The following is a 15,819-nucleotide window of genomic DNA, read 5'->3' on the forward strand; positions in this document are numbered from 1 at the left end:
CTGGGTCATCCCCGCGAAAGCGGGGACCTCTGTTCTGGTGCCCGCGGCAAGATCGCAAACGGAGGTTCCCGCTTTCGCGGGAATGACACCGTGGATGGGGGAAGTGTGAAGCATGATCCCCCTCAATGCATATTGTCATGAGCGAGGGTCGCGGTGTGACCCTTGGTGCCCATGATCCAGCCGATGACCTCGTTGCGCGAGGTCTGCGTGAGTTCCGACTCGGCGAAATTGGTGCCCTGGTAAAGCGCCATCACCCGGTCGCAGCAGTAGAAGATGTCGTCCATGCGGTGCGAGATGATGATCACCGCCACCCCGTGTTCCTTCAGCGAGCGCACCAGGTCGAGCACCTTGCCCACTTCCTTGATGGCGAGCGCCGCGGTCGGCTCGTCCATGATCACCAGCTTCGCATCGAACGCCGTGGCGCGGGCGATGGCGACGGCCTGCCGCTGCCCGCCCGAGAGATCCTCGGTGTTCTGCTCCACCGATTTGACGTGGATGTGCAGCCGGTCGAGGTGATCGCTCGCCATCTGCCGCGCCCGCTTGTGGTCGACCACGGTGAGCGGGCCGAACTTCGTGCCGGGCTCCCGGCCGAGATAGATGTTCTCGTAGATCGGCATGTTCCCGGCGAGCGCGAAGTCCTGGTAGACCATCTCGATGCCGAGCTTCTGCGCGTCCTTTGGGCTTCCAAACTTCACCGGCGCGCCGTTGAACACCAGTTCACCCTCTGACGGGGTGAACAGGCCCGAGAGGATCTTCATCAGCGTCGATTTGCCGGCGCCATTGTCGCCGACCACGCCCAGCACCTCGCCGGGCGCCACGTGAAAATTCACGTCGCGCAGCGCCGTGATGGCGCCGAAATACTTCGATATGCCCTTGGCTTCGAGCAGCATGGCCGCCATGTGCTTCGGTCCTCCCCGACCCAAGCTGCAGCCCGTTCTCATTGAATGGAACGTATCGTGCTGCATTCCCTGTTGATAGAATGTTTATTCCATTCTAGGGTGGATCGTCAAGCACGGCGTGTTCCAAATTCGGAACGTGGATAACCCCGATGGCGCCGCCACAAGGTCATGGACTTTGGCCGTGGTTCTGTTGGACTTTGCCGCCGCAGCCGCTATGAGGCCGGAATGGACGATGGGGATATCAAGCTGGACGATGCCGTGCCGCGGGACTTTCCCGCGTTGCGCGCGCTGATCGCCGCCCGCGCCCCCACCCTGCCGCGCCGGCTGACCCAGGTGGCGAGCTTCGCGCTCGACAACCCCGACGATATCGCCTTCGGCACCGCGGCCAGCGTCGCGCAACGCTCGGGGGTCCAGCCCTCGACCCTGGTGCGCTTCAGCCAGGCGCTCGGCTACCAGGGCTTTTCCGACCTGCAGGAAGTGTTCCGGGCGCGCCTGCGCGATCGCGTGCCGAGCTATGAGGAACGGCTGAAGCAGCTGCGCGAGCATGGCGGCTCGAGCAAGAGCGGCCTGCTGCTGCAGGGCTTTGCCGATGCGGCCGAGCGCTCGGTTGCCGACCTCAGGCTCAAGCTCGACCCCGAGACCCTCGACACCGCTGTCGAGATCCTCGCCAAGGCGGAGACGATCTACCTCGTCGGCCTCCGCCGCTCGTTCCCCATCACCAGCTACATGGCCTATGCCATGGGCAAGCTCGGGATCCGCAACCTGCTGGTCGATGGCATTGCCGGACTGGGCGCCGAGCAGATCGGCTTCATCTCGCCGCGCGACGCGGTGCTCGCCATCAGCTTCACCCCCTATGCCAGCGAGACGGTGAACCTCGCCCATGCGGCGAAGGCGCGCCACGCCAAGGTGGTGTCGATCACCGATTCGATCTTCTCGCCGATCGCCCCGATCGCCGACGCATGGCTAGAGATCGTCGAAGCGGATTTCGAGGGCTTCAGGTCAATGGCGGCAACCATGGCGCTGGCCATGACGTTGACGGTCGCGGTGGCAAGCCGGCGCGGCGAGAAGTAGGGCAGCGGAACTCGATGCCCCTCTCCCCCATGTGGGGGTCACGGAGGGCACTACTTCTCCTCCTCACCGGCTGTCATCCCAGCGAAAGCTGGGACCCATCCATCGGCTGGCACGGGCTGTGAGGTGGGTCCCTGCTTTCGCAGGGATGACATCGAGTTTGAGAAACGCGCCGTGCTTCCAGCCCATAGCTGGGAGATGGGCACCGCGCGGGTGGCCGCCCTCAGCCCTTCTTCACCGGATACCCCGTCGCCAGCCCGCCGCCGCCGGCGCCGACCACGGTCTGCTCGAACTCGACGCACGAGCCGGTCATCGGCGCCGATTCCGCGCCGCCGAGGAAGGCGATGAGCCGCGCCACGTCTTCGGGCTTGATCAGCTTGCCGAACGGCCGCGACGCCTCGGCCTGCACCAGCCAGTCATCCGCCGCATCGTGGAAGGTCTTCAGCGTCACATGCTCGCCGGGCGTATCTGCCCAGCCCAGAATGATGCCGTTGACCCGGATGCGCATCAGGTTGACGGCGTTGGCGGTATTCTTGGTCAGCGTCATCAGCGCGCCCTTGCTGGCGCTGTAAGCGGCGAGATTGGGCGAGCCGATATAGGCGTTGACCGACAGGATGTTGACGATCGTCCCCTCGATCCGCTCGCGCTGCATCACCTTGATGGCGTCCTGCATCAGGAAGAACGGCGCCCGCACATTGATGGCGAACATCCGGTCGTAGAGCGCGATATCAGTATCGAGAATGGTGCCGCGATCGGTGAGGCCCGCGATGTTGGCGAGGATATCCACCCGCCCGAACGCCTTGTCAGCGGCAGGAACGATTTTGGCCACCGCTGCCGGATCAGCCAAATCGGCCGCAACGAAGATCGCCCTGGTACCCGCGTCGTTCAGCGATCTGGCGACTGCCTCGCCCTTGTCGGCCTGCCGGTCAGTGAGCACCAGGCCCGCCGCGCCGCGCTGGGCCAGCAGCCGCGCCGTCGCCTCGCCGATTCCCTGCGCGGCCCCCGTGACAACGGCAATCTTGCCGGCAAATGGGGCGGAGGCATTCTCGGTCATGTCGGGACTCAAATTCTGTAAGGAAAGCGCCCGGACACTAGGGATTCGGGGGGCGTAAGCCAAGCCCCCTCATGCTGGCGAGCAGGCCCTACAGGATCACCGCCGGCCGCGGCTCGTGGACGATCAGCTTGGCGCCGGGAAGCAGCTTGGCGTGCGCCCGGCGCGCCGCGATCTCGCAGGCGCTGGCGCAGAGCCCTTTGACCACGAACTGGCGGCCACGCGCCAGGTTCGTGTCGACATAGCGCTCCCACACATCCGTGATGCCACCATTGCCGGTGAGCACACACGGATTGGCGTTGCAGGCGGGCGGCCAATAGCTGGCATCGCCGATCATTTCGCGCACCGTGACAACGCCCCCGGCATTGCAGCCCGCAACGAGCACGAGCGTCACCAGGTACGCAGCCATGGCACGTGGCGCACTGAGACGTGCGCGGATACTCGGCATAATTCTATGCTCCCCTTGCGCAGCCCACGAACGGCATGCCCGATGTTCCCCCATCGGGCATGCTCGTCTGGCTGTCTGGAAGCGCCCACGGACCCGCTATCGTCCGCGAATGTGCCAATTCTTCGGCCTTTTGGCCAGTCTTCCGGCCACAAACAGCCGGGCTTGAGCGCTAGCCGACCCTAACCGCTTGGCCCGTCTCAGAACTCTTCGTCGCAGCCTCTGCGAGTTTTTGTGCCATGAGCCCGTCATGTCCCGACGGCGTCGGCGTCGTGCCCTTGGCCATCGCATCGATGAAGCTGTTCACCTCGGCCGCGTAGGCGGCGACATAGCGGTCGATGAAGAAGTTCTGGATCACGTCCTGGGTGAAGCCGGCGCCGTCGGCGCGCTCGAGCGTCGTCATGTGGACATTGCCGGCGCGCAGCATGCCTTTCGATCCGTGCACTTCGACGCGCTGGTCGTAGCCGTAAGTGGCGCGACGCGAGTTGGTGATCACCGCGATCTTGCCCGAGGCGGTCTGCATCTGCACCGCCGCGGTGTCGACGTCGCCGGCGACGCCGATCGCCTTGTCGACCAGGGCGCTGCCCAGCGCATGCACCGAGACGAAATCCTCGCCGACGAGGAAACGCGCCATGTCGAAATCGTGGATCATCATGTCGCGGTAGAGCCCGCCGGAGCGCTCGATGTAGCTCACCGGCGGCGGCGCCGGATCGCGCGAGATGATGGTGACGATCTCGACGTCACCGATCTCGCCGCCCTTGATCCGCTGCTGCACGGCGGCAAAGTTCGGATCGAAGCGGCGGTTAAAGCCGATCATCAGCGGCACGCCGGCCTGTTTCACCACCGGCAGGCAGGCTTCGATGCGCTCCACCGACAGCGACACCGGCTTCTCGCAGAGGATGGCCTTGCCGGCCCGCGCCGCCTGCTCGATCAGGTCGGCATGCGTGTCGGTGGGCGTGGCGATGAGGATGGCCTCGACGTCGGATGCAAGAATCTGGTCGATCGAGGCAACCTGCGCCCCGACGGTCGCGGCCAGCGCTGCCGCGGCATCGGGAATCGCGTCCGCCACATAAGCGACGCTTGCCCGGCTGGAGTTGGCGATCGTCCCCGCATGCACCTTGCCGATGCGCCCCGCCCCCAGAATGCCAAACCTGACCACGGGATTGCCTCCTTGCTGCACGCTCTTCGAGCGCTGATTCATGATGATCGAAGCATAGAACGTTCATTCCGAAAACAGTCACTTCGGAATTGACGTTTCATTCGCGCGAGGGATACAACGGCCGCTGAAAGCTGTCCAGTCAGACCATGCGGGGGAGATCATGCCGGAGCCCAAGCTCGATGTCATCACCATCGGGCGCTCGTCGGTGGACCTCTACGGCCAGCAGATCGGCAGCCGGCTCGAGGACATCGGCTCGTTCGCCAAATCGGTTGGCGGCTGCCCCGCCAATATCGCGGTCGGCACCGCCCGGCTCGGCCTGAAATCGGCGCTGATCACCCGCGTCGGCGCCGAGCAGATGGGCGGCTTCATCAAGGAGCAGTTGGGTCGCGAAGGCGTCGATACCTCGGGCATCGCCACCGACGACAAGCGGCTGACCGCCCTGGTGCTGCTCGCCGTCGAGGCGGAAGGCGTCTCGCCGATGATCTTCGTGCGGACCGACTGCGCCGACATGGCGCTCGACGAGACCGATATCGACGAAGACTTCATCGGCTCGGCCAGCGCCATCGTGGTCACCGGCACGCATTTCTCCACCCCCAATGCCGAGGCAGCGCAGCTCAAGGCCATCCGCATTGCCAAGGCGGCGGGGCGCAAGGTGGTGTTCGACATCGACTATCGACCCAACCTCTGGGGCCTTGCCGGCCACGCTGCCGGCTTCGAGCGCTATGTGAAATCCGACTACGTCTCGGCCAAGATGCGACCGGTACTGGCCGATTGCGACCTGATCGTCGGCACCGAGGAAGAGGTGCTGGTGGCGGCCGGCGAGAGCGACCTGCTCGAGGCGCTGCGCGCCATCCGCGCCGTGAGCGACGCCACCGTGGTGCTGAAGCGCGGCGCCAAGGGCTGCATCGTCTATGACGGCGAGATCGGCGACGATCTCGAACAGGGGGTCGTCGGCCAGGGCTTTCCGATCGAGATCTACAATGTGCTGGGCGCCGGCGACGCCTTCATGAGCGGGTTCCTGCGTGGCTGGCTCAAAGGCGAAAGCCACGCCACCAGCGCCACCTGGGCCAATGCCTGCGGCGCCTTCGCCGTGTCCCGCCTGCTCTGCGCCCCGGAATATCCGAGCTGGACCGAGCTCGATTACTTCTTGAAGCACGGCAGCAAGTTCAAGGCGTTGCGCAAGGACGAGGACCTCAACCACCTGCATTGGGCGACGACGCGCCGGCAGCACTGGCCGCGCCTTACTGCCTTCGCCATCGATCACCGCAAGCAGATCGAGGATATCGCCGGCGCTCAGGTCGATCGCATCCCCGCCTTCAAGGTGCTGGCGGTGAAAGCCGCCGCTCAGGTGGCCAACGGCCGGCCCGGCTTCGGCATGCTGCTCGACGACAAGTGGGGCCGCGACGCGCTGTTCGAAGTGCCCAAGAGCTTCTGGATCGCCCGCCCGGTCGAACTGCCCGGCTCGATCCCACTCGAGTTCGAGTTTTCGCAGGATATCGGCAGCCGGCTGGTCGAATGGCCGGTGGATCATGCGCTCAAGGTGCTGTGCTTCTGGCACCCCGATGACCCCTCGGGGATCAATGCCGGCCAGCTCGAAAAGCTGCGCGCCGCGCATGATGCCTGCCGCAAGGTCGGCCGCGATATCCTGATCGAGATCATTCCTTCCAAGGTCGGGCCGGTGGACGACACCACCACCGCCCGCGCGCTCGGCCAGCTCTATGCCGCCGGGCTGAAGCCCGACTGGTGGAAACTCGAATCGCAGCCGAGCGCCGCCGCCTGGGAAGCGGTCGATACGGCGATCGAAGCCAACGACCCGCTCTGCCGCGGCGTCGTGCTGCTCGGCCTCGATGCCCCGCAGGACGAGCTGGCGCGGGGCTTCGCCATCGCGCGCTCCGCCCGCACGGTGCGCGGCTTCGCCGTCGGCCGCACCATATTTGGCGAAGCCGCCAAGGCGTGGTTTGCTGGCGGTATGACCGACGAACAGGCGATCGCCGACATGGCGGCGCGGTTTTCGGCGCTGGTGGGGATCTGGGGAGAGTGATGGTGCACTTGGCCACCCCCCTCCCATCCTCCCCCACAAGGGGGGAGGTGCTGCATCGCGCCTATGGCAATGTTTGCGCCCCAAACTCCCTCTTCACCTCCCCCATGATGGGGGAGGCCGGGAGGGGGTGGGGCCGCAGTGAGGAGGAAGAACGATGACTCAAACCACCATCCGCCTCACCATGGCGCAGGCGCTGGCGCGGTTCATGACGCGGCAGATGACCATCATCGATGGCAACAAGTTGCCGATCTTCGGGGGCGTGTTCGCTATTTTCGGGCATGGCAATGTCGCCGGCTTCGGCGAGGCGCTGTACCAGGTGCGCGAGGAGCTACCGACCTATCGGGCCCATAACGAGCAGGGTATGGCGCATGCGGCCATCGCCTTCGCCAAGGCGAGCTTCCGCCGCCGCTTCATGGCCGCCACCTCCTCGATCGGGCCGGGCGCCACCAATATGGTGACCGCCGCGGCGCTGGCGCATGTCAACCGGCTGCCGGTGCTGTTGCTGCCCGGCGACGTGTTCGCCAACCGCGCTCCCGATCCGGTGTTGCAGCAGGTCGAGAGTTTTGGTGACGGCACCGTCAGCGCCAATGACGTGTTCCGCCCGGTCAGCCGCTATTTCGACCGCATCACACGTCCTGAGCAGATCATCCCCGCACTGAACCGCGCCATGCAGGTGCTGACCGACCCGGCCGAGTGCGGTCCGGTGACCCTCAGCCTCTGCCAGGATGTGCAGGCCGAGGCCTATGACTATCCCGAAGCCTTCTTCGCCGAGCGAGTGTGGACGCCGCGCCGGCCGATGCCGGACGCGAACGAGTTGGATGCGGCGGTGGCTGCGATCAGGACGGCGGAAAAGCCGGTGATCATCGCCGGCGGCGGCGTGCTGTACTCCGAGGCAGCCGAAGGGCTGCGCGCCTTCGCCGAGCGTCACGGCGTGCCGGTCATGGAGACCAATGCCGGCAAATCCAGCCTGCCGCACGACCATCCGCTGAATATGGGATCGGTGGGAGTAACCGGGTCGTCGGCGTCGAACCTCCTGGCCGAGCAGGCCGACCTGGTGCTGGCGGTGGGCTCGCGCCTGCAGGACTTCACCACCGGCTCGTGGGCGCTGTTCAAGGCCGACAATGTCAGGATCATCGGGCTGAACACGCAGGTGTTCGACGCTTACAAGCATCGCGCCATGCCGCTCATCGCCGACGCCAAGGTCGGGCTCGACCTGCTCGATGGCAAGCTCGGGCCTTGGCACGCGAGCGACGCGTGGCAGGCGACCGCCAGGGAGGCCAAGGCCAAATGGCTGGTTTCGGCCAAGGCGGTGACCGACCCGACCAACGCCCTGCCATCGGACGCGCAGGTGATCGGTGCAGTGCATCGCGCCCGCGGCTCGGGTGCGACCCTGGTCTGCGCCTCGGGCGGCTTGCCGGGCGAACTGCACAAGCTCTGGCCCGCAGGGGCACCCGGCAGCTACCACATGGAATATGGCTACTCGACCATGGGCTACGAGATCGCCGGCGGGCTCGGCGTGAAGTTGGCCAAGCCCCATGACGATGTGATCGTCATGCTCGGCGACGGCAGCTACATGATGATGAACTCCGAGATCGCCACTTCGGTGATGCTGGGCAAGAAACTGACCATCGTGGTGCTCGACAATCGCGGCTTCGGCTGCATCAACCGGCTGCAGATGGCGACCGGCGGGGCCAACTTCAACAACCTGCTGAAAGACACCGTCCACGAGACGCTGCCCGAGATCGACTTCGCTGCCCACGCCGCCGCGATGGGCGCCTGGGTCCGGAAAGCCGCCTCGATCGCCGAACTCGAAAGCGCCCTTGCCGAAGCCGACAAGGTCGAGCGCACCACGGTGCTGGTCATCGACACCGACCCGCTGATCTCCACCGAGGCCGGCGGGCATTGGTGGGACGTGGCGGTGCCGGAGGTCTCGGTGCGACCGCAGGTCAACGCGGCGCGCAAGGACTATGAGGAAGCGCTGAAGGGTCAGCGGCTTTAGGCACCCTCCCCCCTCGCGGGGAGGGTACTGAAGCTTGGCGAGGCGGAGCCGAGCCATAGCGCAAGTGGGGTGGGGGGTGAACCACGCTCGGAGCGCTTGGCACCCCCCACCCAAGCTGCGCTAAGGCTTCGCCTAGCTACGCTACCCTCCCCGCAAGGGGGAGGGTGACGACTGAGACAGAGGATTGGAATGCTGAAAGCCAAACTGGGCATGTCCCCCATCGCGTGGTGGAACGACGATCTGCCGGAGCTGAGCGATGATGTGTCGCTGGAGGAGTGCCTCAGGCAGTCGCGCTCGGCCGGCTTCACCGGCATGGAGAAGGGCCGGCGCTTCCCTGACGATCCCCAGGTCATGCTGCCCATCCTCAAGGCGGCGGATGTGACGCTGTGCGGTGGCTGGTTCTCCGGCACGCTGGTCGATGAGGATATGGCAGCCAACCAGCGGCGCATCGCGCCAATGATCGAGCTGTTCAAGGCGGTAGATGCCCCCTGCATCGTCTATGGCGAGGTCGGCCGCTCGATCCAGGGCGACCGGACCAGGCCTTTGGCCACCAAGCCGAAGCTCAGCGACGACGAGATGCGGGCTTATGCCCGAAAGCTCACCCAGTTCGGCGAGTGGTGCGCGGCGGAGGGTATGCCGCTCAGCTACCATCACCATATGGCCGCCGTGGTCGAGACCGAACCGGAGCTCGATGCCTTCATGCGCTATTCCGGCCCCGGCATCCCGCTGCTGCTCGATGCCGGTCACCTGGCTTTTGCCGGCGGCGACGTGCTGCGCGCCATCGACAACCACCACGCGCGGATCAGCCATGTGCACGTCAAGGATATCCGCCGTGCCGTGGTCGATGGGCTGGATCGGACGAAGCAGAGTTTCCTCGATGCGGTGGCGCTCGGCGCCTTCACCGTGCCGGGCGATGGTTCGCTGGATTTCGCGGCGATCGTCCAGAAGCTCGCCGAGCATGGCTACGAAGGCTGGTTCGTGGTCGAGGCCGAGCAGGACCCCAAAGCCAACCCGCCGCTCCGCATGGCCCAGGTGGGCCACAAGGAGCTGATGCGGGTGATGACGCTGGCCGGCTACACCGTGGAGACCCAGGGTTTTCCCAACCGCTGACGTGAGAGCGTTTGCCGGGTCTGCGCGATCCGACTAGGTTCGGGTCTTTCCGGAGGGATCGGTGTGAGCGACGACAACCAAGAGAACAAGAAGCCGGGGCTGTTCACCATGGGGTGGTTCAAGCCGCTGTACCGGCGGGTGATCCTCATCGCCATCATTGCGGTGTGGTGCGCCTGGGAGTGGCTCTACAACCACGACCAGTTCTGGGGCCTGATCACCCTGGCCGCGCTGGCCTACGGCGTCTGGACCTTCTTCATCAACTTCGAGAACGAGCTCAACAAGACCGATGGCAAACCTAAAAGCTAGGCCGGCGGCCGAACAGGGCCACGTCCACCACATCACCCCGCAGACTGCCGGCTGGACCTATGTCGGGTTCGATCTGCACAAGCTGCCCAATGTCGGCGATGTGGCGCGCGGCGGCGACGACGACCGCGAGGTCTGCATCGTGCTGATCTCGGGCCGGGCCAATGTGACCGTCGACGGCCAGGATTTCCTCGTCGGCGGCCGCATGAGCCCGTTCGAGGGCCCCGGTTACTCGGTCTATGCCCCGGCGGGCGCCAACTGGCGCATCGAGGCGCTGACGCCGCTCGAGGTTGCGGTCTGCTCGGCCCCCGGCGTGCGCGGCGCGCGGCCGCCGCGGGTGATCGGCCCTGACGATGTCGAGAAGCTGACCCGCGGCCAAGGCACCAATACCCGCTACCCCACCAACATCCTGCCCGAGACCGCGCCGGCGGATTCGCTGCTGGTGGTCGAGGTGATCACCCCCGGCGGCCATACCTCGAGCTACCCGCCGCACCGCCATGACGAAGACGACCTGCCGCGCCAGAGCTTCCTCGAGGAGACCTACTACCACCGCTTCTCAAAGCCGCAGGGGTTCGGCTTCCAGCGCGTCTATACCGATGATCGCTCGCTCGACGAAACCATGCTGATCGAAGACGGCGACGTGGTGATGGTGCCCCGCGGCTATCACCCGGTGGCGGCGGTGGCGGGCTACGACATCTACTACCTCAACGTGATGGCCGGCCCGAAGCGTACCTGGAAGTTCTACAATGCGCCGGAGCATGAGTGGATGCTGGGCTGACCGCATAGCCGGTGCGGGCTGCCCCCCACCCCTGTCCCCTCCCCCTGAACATGGGGAGGAAGACGACATCCTCGATATCAGTGTGAGGGTCTCCCGCCCCTTCCTTAGGGGGAGGGGACGGGGTGGGGGTCCACAGCCGCCGGCTCCTCCGTAACCCTCCCACCCGCAACCTCTTGACCCCGCGCGCCCTCGCGTGCATCGCTCCGCGACTTTGTTTCCCGGAGCGCTTCTAGATGTCGTCCAATTTCGTTCTCACCCTCTCCTGCGCCGATCGGCCGGGAATTGTTGCCGCGGTGACCACCGAACTGGCCGGCCTCGGTTGCAACATCGCGGAATCCAACCAGTTCTGGGACAAGGAGACCGGCCAGTTCTTCATGCGCCTGGCCTTCACCACCCCCGATGGCGTCGATCGCGACGCGCTGGAGCGCGGCCTGAAGCCGGCGATCGAGCGCTTCGGCATGCGCACTACGCTGGTCGATGAGGCCAGAAAGAAGAAGATCCTGGTGATGGTCTCTAAGTTCGACCACACCCTCCTGCACCTGCTTTACCAGATCCGTGTCGGCTGGCTCGATGCCGAAGTGGTGGCGATCGTCTCCAACCACGAGGATAGCCGCAAGACTGCCGACTACGAGGGCATCCCGTTCCACCTGCTGCCGGTCGGCAAGGACAACAAGGCGGCGCAGGAAGACCAGGTGATCGCCCTGTTCAAGGAAACCGGCGCCGACCTTGTAGTGCTCGCCCGCTACATGCAGATCCTGAGCGACAAGTTCGCCACCCGGCTCTACGGGCAGATCATCAACATCCACCACTCGTTCCTGCCCAGCTTCAAGGGCGCCAAGCCCTATCACCAGGCGCACGAACGCGGCGTCAAGATCATCGGCGCCACCGCCCATTACGTGACGCCGGAGCTCGACGAGGGCCCGATCATCGAGCAGGAAACGGCGCGGGTGACTCACGCGCTGAGCCCCGACGACCTGGTGGCCGCCGGGCGCGATGTCGAAAGCCGGGTGCTGGCGCGCGCCGTTAAGCTCCACCTCGAGAACCGGGTGATGCTGAACGGCAAGAAGACGGTGGTGTTCGGCTGAGGCCGGCAAGGCCCCCTCACCCGGGCCTGCGGGCCGACATCTCCCCCAAGGGAGAGGTGAAGCAGTGGCGCGATCTAGCTCCCTCACACCTCTCCCTTTGGGGGAGAGGTCGCCGCGGAGCGGCGGGTGAGGGGGCCTTCCGGGGTTAAGCTGCCTGCGTCAGCGCCGCCTTGTTCGCCTCGAGAAACGCCTTCAGCCCCTGCGGCTTGCTGCCCCACAACGTCTCGACCGCATTGGTGGTGAGCGCCACGCGGCCGAGGCGGGTATTGACGTCGAACGGCACGATGAAGCCGTGCACCACCGGCTCGGGGACGCCGGCGGCGACAGCACCGGCTGCGAGTTGCTCGTCGGTGACGTCGACCACTTCGATCGGCTTGCCGGTGACTTCCGAGGCGACCGCGGCGATCTCGCGCGCGGTCAACGCGGCCGGGCCGGTGACGGTGAGCGTGCGGCTGGCATCCCCGGCCAGCAGCGCCCCAGCGGCGGCCCGAGCGGTGTCTTCGCGCGAAACGTGGGCCAGCGTGCCTGCCCCAGCGGAAGTGTACCACTTGCCTGATTGCAGGGCCGACGGCAGCGAGCTCAACAGGTTCTCGGCGTACCAGTTCATGCGCAGGATCGTGTAGCCGATGCCGGAGGCCTTGATTGCTTCCTCGGTGCCGAAATGCTCGGGCGCGAAGGGGATCGGCGACGCCGGCTCGGGCGCCGGCATCGAGGTGTAGACGATGTGCTTGACGCCGGCCGCCTTGGCCGCGGCGACCGCGCTGGTCTGCAGCGCCGTGCGGCTGGGGCCGAGGACGTCGATCGAGATCAGCAGCAGCCGATCGACGCCGTCCAGCGCCTTGATGAAGCCGGGTACGTCGCCGTAGTCGGCCTTGCGCGTCTCGACGCCGGCAAAGTTCAGTTTTTCCGGGTGACGTGAGCCGGCGATGATCTTGCCGGCATAGCCGCGCTCCAGCAGCAGCTCGACGACGCGGCGGCCTAGCTTGCCGCCGGCGCCGGCGACGAACAGGGTGGGTGAGGTGGTCATGTGAGGAGTCTCCGATAGTCCGATGGGTTGTCTCTTTTTGAGACTACGTATACAATAGGAACTACCTCAGCTGCCGCAAGACGGCAGTTTCAACGCCCCTGGTTACCGCGAAGGAACCACCTATGCCGGCAAGCCCGATCGCTCCCCCCATTGCTCCGCTGAGCCAGATGATGGCCGAGTATTCCGATCCCTCGCAGTGCCCGGTCCGCAACGTGCTGGACCAGCTCGGTGACAAATGGAGCGTCTTGATCATCAGCGCGCTGGCCCACCGCCCCTACCGCTTCGGCGAGCTGAAGCGCGAGATCAGCGACATTAGCCAACGCATGCTGACCCAGACGCTGCGCGACCTGCAGGCCGACGGGCTGATCGAGCGCACCGTGTTCCCGACCACCCCGCCCAGCGTCGAGTACAAGCTTTCGCCCATGGGCCGCAGCTTCCTCGTGCCGCTCTCGGCCATGGTGGACTGGGCCTTCGAGCACTTCCCGGCGATCCGCGAGGCGCGTCAGGAATTTGCCAGGGCGGCGTAAGCTGGCGCTTGCTGCCCCACCCCCTCCCGACCTCCCCCATCAAGGGGGAGGTGAAGCGTCGAGTCCGGAGCTGGACCGTGCCAAATACACTGCTGCGGCACCTCCCCCCTTGTGGGGGAGGATGGGAGGGGGGTAGCAACGGGCACCTGTTGCCAGAGACTGCCCGTGCCCTCCTCCCCCTTCTCCGACCGCCGCATCGTCGTCGCCATCGCGCTGTTCTGCTGCCTGTTGTGGGGAAGCGCGGTACCGGCGGTGAAGATCGGCTACGGGCTGTTCGCTATTTCTGCCTCCGATACGCCGTCGCTGATGCTGTTCGCCGGGGTGCGCTTCTTCCTCGCCGGGCTGATGCTGCTGGCCTACTCGGGACTGACCCGCAAGCCGATCCTGCAGCCGGCGCGCCGGCTCGGGCAACTGGGGCTGCTCGGGCTCATCAGCACTGCCGGGCAGTACCTGTTCTATTATGTCGGCCTCGCCCACTCGACCGGCGTGAAGGTGTCGATCACCACCTCCACCAGCACGTTCTTCTCGGTGCTGATCGCGCATTTCCTCTATGCCAACGACAAGCTGACGCCGCGCCGCATCCTCGGTTGTCTGCTCGGCTTTGCCGGCGTGGTGGCGGTGAACCTCGCGGCGACCGGCATCGACCTGCATGTGAGCCTTCTCGGTGAAGGCTTCATCGTCATCGCCGCGCTGCTGTTCTCGGTGGGTGGCGTCTACGGCAAGGGACTGAGCGCCGATATGGACGCCGGCGTGATGACCGGCTGGCAACTGCTGCTCGGCGGCGCCATGCTCGGGATTGCCGGCTTCGCGCTGGGCGGCAGACTCGGTGCCTTCGGCCTCGAGGCTGCGCTGCTGCTCGCCTACCTCGCGGCGCTGTCGGCGGCGGCCTTCGCGTTGTGGAGCGTGCTGCTCAAGCACAACCCGGTCGGCTCGATCGCCATCTTCAACTGCGCTATCCCGATCTTCGGCGTTTTGCTTGCCGGCCTGTTCCTTGGCGAGAGCATCTTCGAATGGAAGAACCTCGCGGCCCTCGTCCTGGTGAGCGTCGGGATCTGGATGGTGACAGCGGCGCGAACGCCCCTGGCGGGGCGCCTCTCGCTCTGACCACCTGCCAGTTAACGGCAGGATCGAACGGCCGCATTTTCGCGATCGACACAGCTGGGTGTTTACCGGCGGCGGCTAGTTGAGAGCCATTTGCCGGATTGCTCCCCGATGCATCTCATGCTCATCCCGCCAGCGCTCGGCCGGAGCTGACGGTCAGGCTTGCTTCGGAAACACCCGCCAGCGCTTTGGCCTGAACGCGATGCGGGTTTTCTCGCCCGCCGGGTGATCGAACGGCAGGTCGATTTCCACCCGATTGGGGTTGCCACCGATCTCGAGTTCGACGCGCCGAGTGCCGCCGACGCGGCGCGAGGCGACGACCACGCCGGCAAGCGCGGCGCCGACCCCATCCTCCACCAGCTCGACATCATGCGGCCGGAAGAACAGGCTGGCTTCGCCGACGGCGTCATTGGGCGCCGGCAACCCGATGGCGCGGCCGCCGACCCACAGCTCATGGTTCTCCACCGTCACCGGCAGCGAACTCGACTCGCCGATGAACGAGAAGACGAAGGGCGAGTTCGGACGGTCGTAGACGTCGTCAGGAGTGCCGACCTGCTCGATCTTGCCCTGGCTCATCACCACCAGCCGGTCAGCCAGCTCCAGCGCCTCTTCCTGATCATGCGTCACGAACACCGTGGTATGGCCGGTGCGGTCGTGGATCTCACGCAGCCACCTGCGCAACTCCTTGCGCACCTGCGCGTCGAGCGCGCCGAACGGTTCGTCGAGCAGCAGCACGCGCGGCTCGATGGCGAGCGCCCGGGCCAGCGCCACGCGCTGCCGCTGGCCACCCGAGAGCTGCTGCGGAAAGCGCTTTTCGAGCCCGCTCAACTGCACCAGGTCGAGCAGCTCCATGGCGCGACGGCGGATCTCGGCTTTGGGCGGACGGGTAGCGCGCGGCCGCACCTTCAGCCCGAACGAGATATTGTCGAGCACCGTCATGTTGCGGAACAGCGCATAGGCCTGGAACACGAAGCCGACATTGCGCTCCTGCACCGTCTTCGACGACGCGTCCTCGTCGCCGAAGAAGATCCGGCCGGCGGTCGGCATTTCCAGCCCGGCGATCAACCGCAGCAGCGTGGTCTTGCCCGAACCCGACGGCCCCAAGAGCGCGATCAGTTCACTCGACTTGACCTCGAGCGACACGTCGTTGAGCGCCGGGTAATGCGAGAATTCCTTGCGGACGGTGTCGACGCGGATATCCAAACTGGGAGGCCCTTTCAGTCTCT

At 65.9% G+C, this 15,819-nt stretch carries 15 protein-coding genes; 9 read left to right on the forward strand and 6 right to left on the reverse strand.

Annotated features, from left to right (window positions below):
* Positions 1 to 122: 122 nt before the first annotated feature.
* A complete protein-coding gene (locus tag AC1ROK_RS00355) occupies positions 123 to 899 on the reverse strand; it encodes an ATP-binding cassette domain-containing protein (protein WP_492842717.1) in 777 nt (258 codons plus the stop codon).
* Positions 900 to 1,124: 225 nt separating this feature from the next.
* On the opposite strand from AC1ROK_RS00355, the gene AC1ROK_RS00360 reads away from it, so the two are divergent.
* Positions 1,125 to 1,970 (forward strand): MurR/RpiR family transcriptional regulator, encoded by an 846-nt coding sequence (locus AC1ROK_RS00360; RefSeq protein WP_492842719.1) that lies wholly within the window; start codon positions 1,125 to 1,127, stop codon positions 1,968 to 1,970.
* Positions 1,971 to 2,190: 220 nt separating this feature from the next.
* Here the strand turns inward: AC1ROK_RS00360 and AC1ROK_RS00365 are convergent, their stop codons facing one another.
* The 3 genes from AC1ROK_RS00365 to iolG all read right to left on the reverse strand — a co-directional run bounded on the left by AC1ROK_RS00365 (position 2,191) and on the right by iolG (position 4,622).
* Entirely contained in the window at positions 2,191 to 3,021 is an 831-nt protein-coding gene (locus AC1ROK_RS00365) for an SDR family oxidoreductase (protein ID WP_492842721.1), read from the reverse strand.
* Positions 3,022 to 3,109: 88 nt separating this feature from the next.
* On the reverse strand, positions 3,110 to 3,466 hold the full coding sequence (locus AC1ROK_RS00370; protein ID WP_492842723.1) for a hypothetical protein: 357 nt from the start codon (positions 3,464 to 3,466) through the stop codon (positions 3,110 to 3,112).
* A gap of 169 nt (positions 3,467 to 3,635) precedes the next feature.
* Complete coding sequence (gene iolG / locus AC1ROK_RS00375) at positions 3,636 to 4,622, reverse strand: inositol 2-dehydrogenase (protein ID WP_492842725.1); 987 nt, start codon at positions 4,620 to 4,622, stop codon at positions 3,636 to 3,638.
* A 160-nt stretch (positions 4,623 to 4,782) separates the two neighbouring features.
* Here iolG and AC1ROK_RS00380 point away from each other — a divergent pair, with 160 nt between their 5' ends.
* From AC1ROK_RS00380 to purU, 6 genes are all read left to right on the forward strand, one after another.
* A complete protein-coding gene (locus tag AC1ROK_RS00380; protein ID WP_492842727.1) occupies positions 4,783 to 6,663 on the forward strand; it encodes a bifunctional 5-dehydro-2-deoxygluconokinase/5-dehydro-2-deoxyphosphogluconate aldolase in 1,881 nt (626 codons plus the stop codon).
* A gap of 154 nt (positions 6,664 to 6,817) precedes the next feature.
* Positions 6,818 to 8,662, forward strand: a complete 1,845-nt coding sequence (gene iolD / locus AC1ROK_RS00385; RefSeq protein WP_492842729.1) for a 3D-(3,5/4)-trihydroxycyclohexane-1,2-dione acylhydrolase (decyclizing) — start codon at positions 6,818 to 6,820, stop codon at positions 8,660 to 8,662.
* A gap of 192 nt (positions 8,663 to 8,854) precedes the next feature.
* Complete coding sequence (iolE, locus tag AC1ROK_RS00390; protein WP_492844640.1) at positions 8,855 to 9,772, forward strand: myo-inosose-2 dehydratase; 918 nt, start codon at positions 8,855 to 8,857, stop codon at positions 9,770 to 9,772.
* A gap of 63 nt (positions 9,773 to 9,835) precedes the next feature.
* Entirely contained in the window at positions 9,836 to 10,078 is a 243-nt protein-coding gene (locus tag AC1ROK_RS00395) for a hypothetical protein (RefSeq protein WP_492842731.1), read from the forward strand.
* Positions 10,059 to 10,853, forward strand: coding sequence for a 5-deoxy-glucuronate isomerase (iolB, locus tag AC1ROK_RS00400; protein WP_492842733.1), 795 nt, complete (start codon positions 10,059 to 10,061; stop codon positions 10,851 to 10,853). The genes AC1ROK_RS00395 and iolB overlap by 20 nt, the downstream gene beginning before the upstream one ends.
* Before the next feature lie 233 nt (positions 10,854 to 11,086).
* Positions 11,087 to 11,938 (forward strand): formyltetrahydrofolate deformylase, encoded by an 852-nt coding sequence (purU, locus tag AC1ROK_RS00405; RefSeq protein ID WP_492842735.1) that lies wholly within the window; start codon positions 11,087 to 11,089, stop codon positions 11,936 to 11,938.
* Positions 11,939 to 12,083: 145 nt separating this feature from the next.
* Here purU and AC1ROK_RS00410 read toward each other — a convergent pair whose 3' ends face one another.
* Entirely contained in the window at positions 12,084 to 12,965 is an 882-nt protein-coding gene (locus tag AC1ROK_RS00410) for an NmrA family NAD(P)-binding protein (RefSeq protein ID WP_492842737.1), read from the reverse strand.
* A 167-nt stretch (positions 12,966 to 13,132) separates the two neighbouring features.
* On the opposite strand from AC1ROK_RS00410, the gene AC1ROK_RS00415 reads away from it, so the two are divergent.
* A complete protein-coding gene (locus tag AC1ROK_RS00415) occupies positions 13,133 to 13,492 on the forward strand; it encodes a winged helix-turn-helix transcriptional regulator (protein ID WP_492844642.1) in 360 nt (119 codons plus the stop codon).
* A gap of 165 nt (positions 13,493 to 13,657) precedes the next feature.
* Positions 13,658 to 14,596: a DMT family transporter gene (locus AC1ROK_RS00420; RefSeq protein ID WP_492842739.1), complete on the forward strand. Its 939-nt coding sequence runs from the start codon at positions 13,658 to 13,660 to the stop codon at positions 14,594 to 14,596.
* 153 nt (positions 14,597 to 14,749) lie between these two features.
* Here AC1ROK_RS00420 and AC1ROK_RS00425 read toward each other — a convergent pair whose 3' ends face one another.
* Complete coding sequence (locus tag AC1ROK_RS00425; protein WP_492842741.1) at positions 14,750 to 15,796, reverse strand: sulfate/molybdate ABC transporter ATP-binding protein; 1,047 nt, start codon at positions 15,794 to 15,796, stop codon at positions 14,750 to 14,752.
* Positions 15,797 to 15,819 lie beyond the last annotated feature (23 nt).

The organism is Devosia sp. GW821-FHT12F11, from assembly GCF_058806655.1.

Excerpts from the sequence above, each read along its gene's own strand:
- AC1ROK_RS00355 (WP_492842717.1), bottom strand. The coding sequence starts at position 899 with ATGGCGGCCATGCTGCTCGAAGCCAAGGGCATATCGAAGTATTTCGGC.
- purU (WP_492842735.1), top strand. The coding sequence starts at position 11,087 with ATGTCGTCCAATTTCGTTCTCACCCTCTCCTGCGCCGATCGGCCGGGA.
- AC1ROK_RS00365 (WP_492842721.1), bottom strand. The coding sequence starts at position 3,021 with ATGACCGAGAATGCCTCCGCCCCATTTGCCGGCAAGATTGCCGTTGTC.
- AC1ROK_RS00380 (WP_492842727.1), top strand. The coding sequence starts at position 4,783 with ATGCCGGAGCCCAAGCTCGATGTCATCACCATCGGGCGCTCGTCGGTG.
- AC1ROK_RS00410 (WP_492842737.1), bottom strand. The coding sequence starts at position 12,965 with ATGACCACCTCACCCACCCTGTTCGTCGCCGGCGCCGGCGGCAAGCTA.
- AC1ROK_RS00360 (WP_492842719.1), top strand. The coding sequence starts at position 1,125 with ATGGACGATGGGGATATCAAGCTGGACGATGCCGTGCCGCGGGACTTT.
- AC1ROK_RS00415 (WP_492844642.1), top strand. The coding sequence starts at position 13,133 with ATGATGGCCGAGTATTCCGATCCCTCGCAGTGCCCGGTCCGCAACGTG.
- iolD (WP_492842729.1), top strand. The coding sequence starts at position 6,818 with ATGACTCAAACCACCATCCGCCTCACCATGGCGCAGGCGCTGGCGCGG.
- AC1ROK_RS00370 (WP_492842723.1), bottom strand. The coding sequence starts at position 3,466 with ATGCCGAGTATCCGCGCACGTCTCAGTGCGCCACGTGCCATGGCTGCG.
- iolB (WP_492842733.1), top strand. The coding sequence starts at position 10,059 with ATGGCAAACCTAAAAGCTAGGCCGGCGGCCGAACAGGGCCACGTCCAC.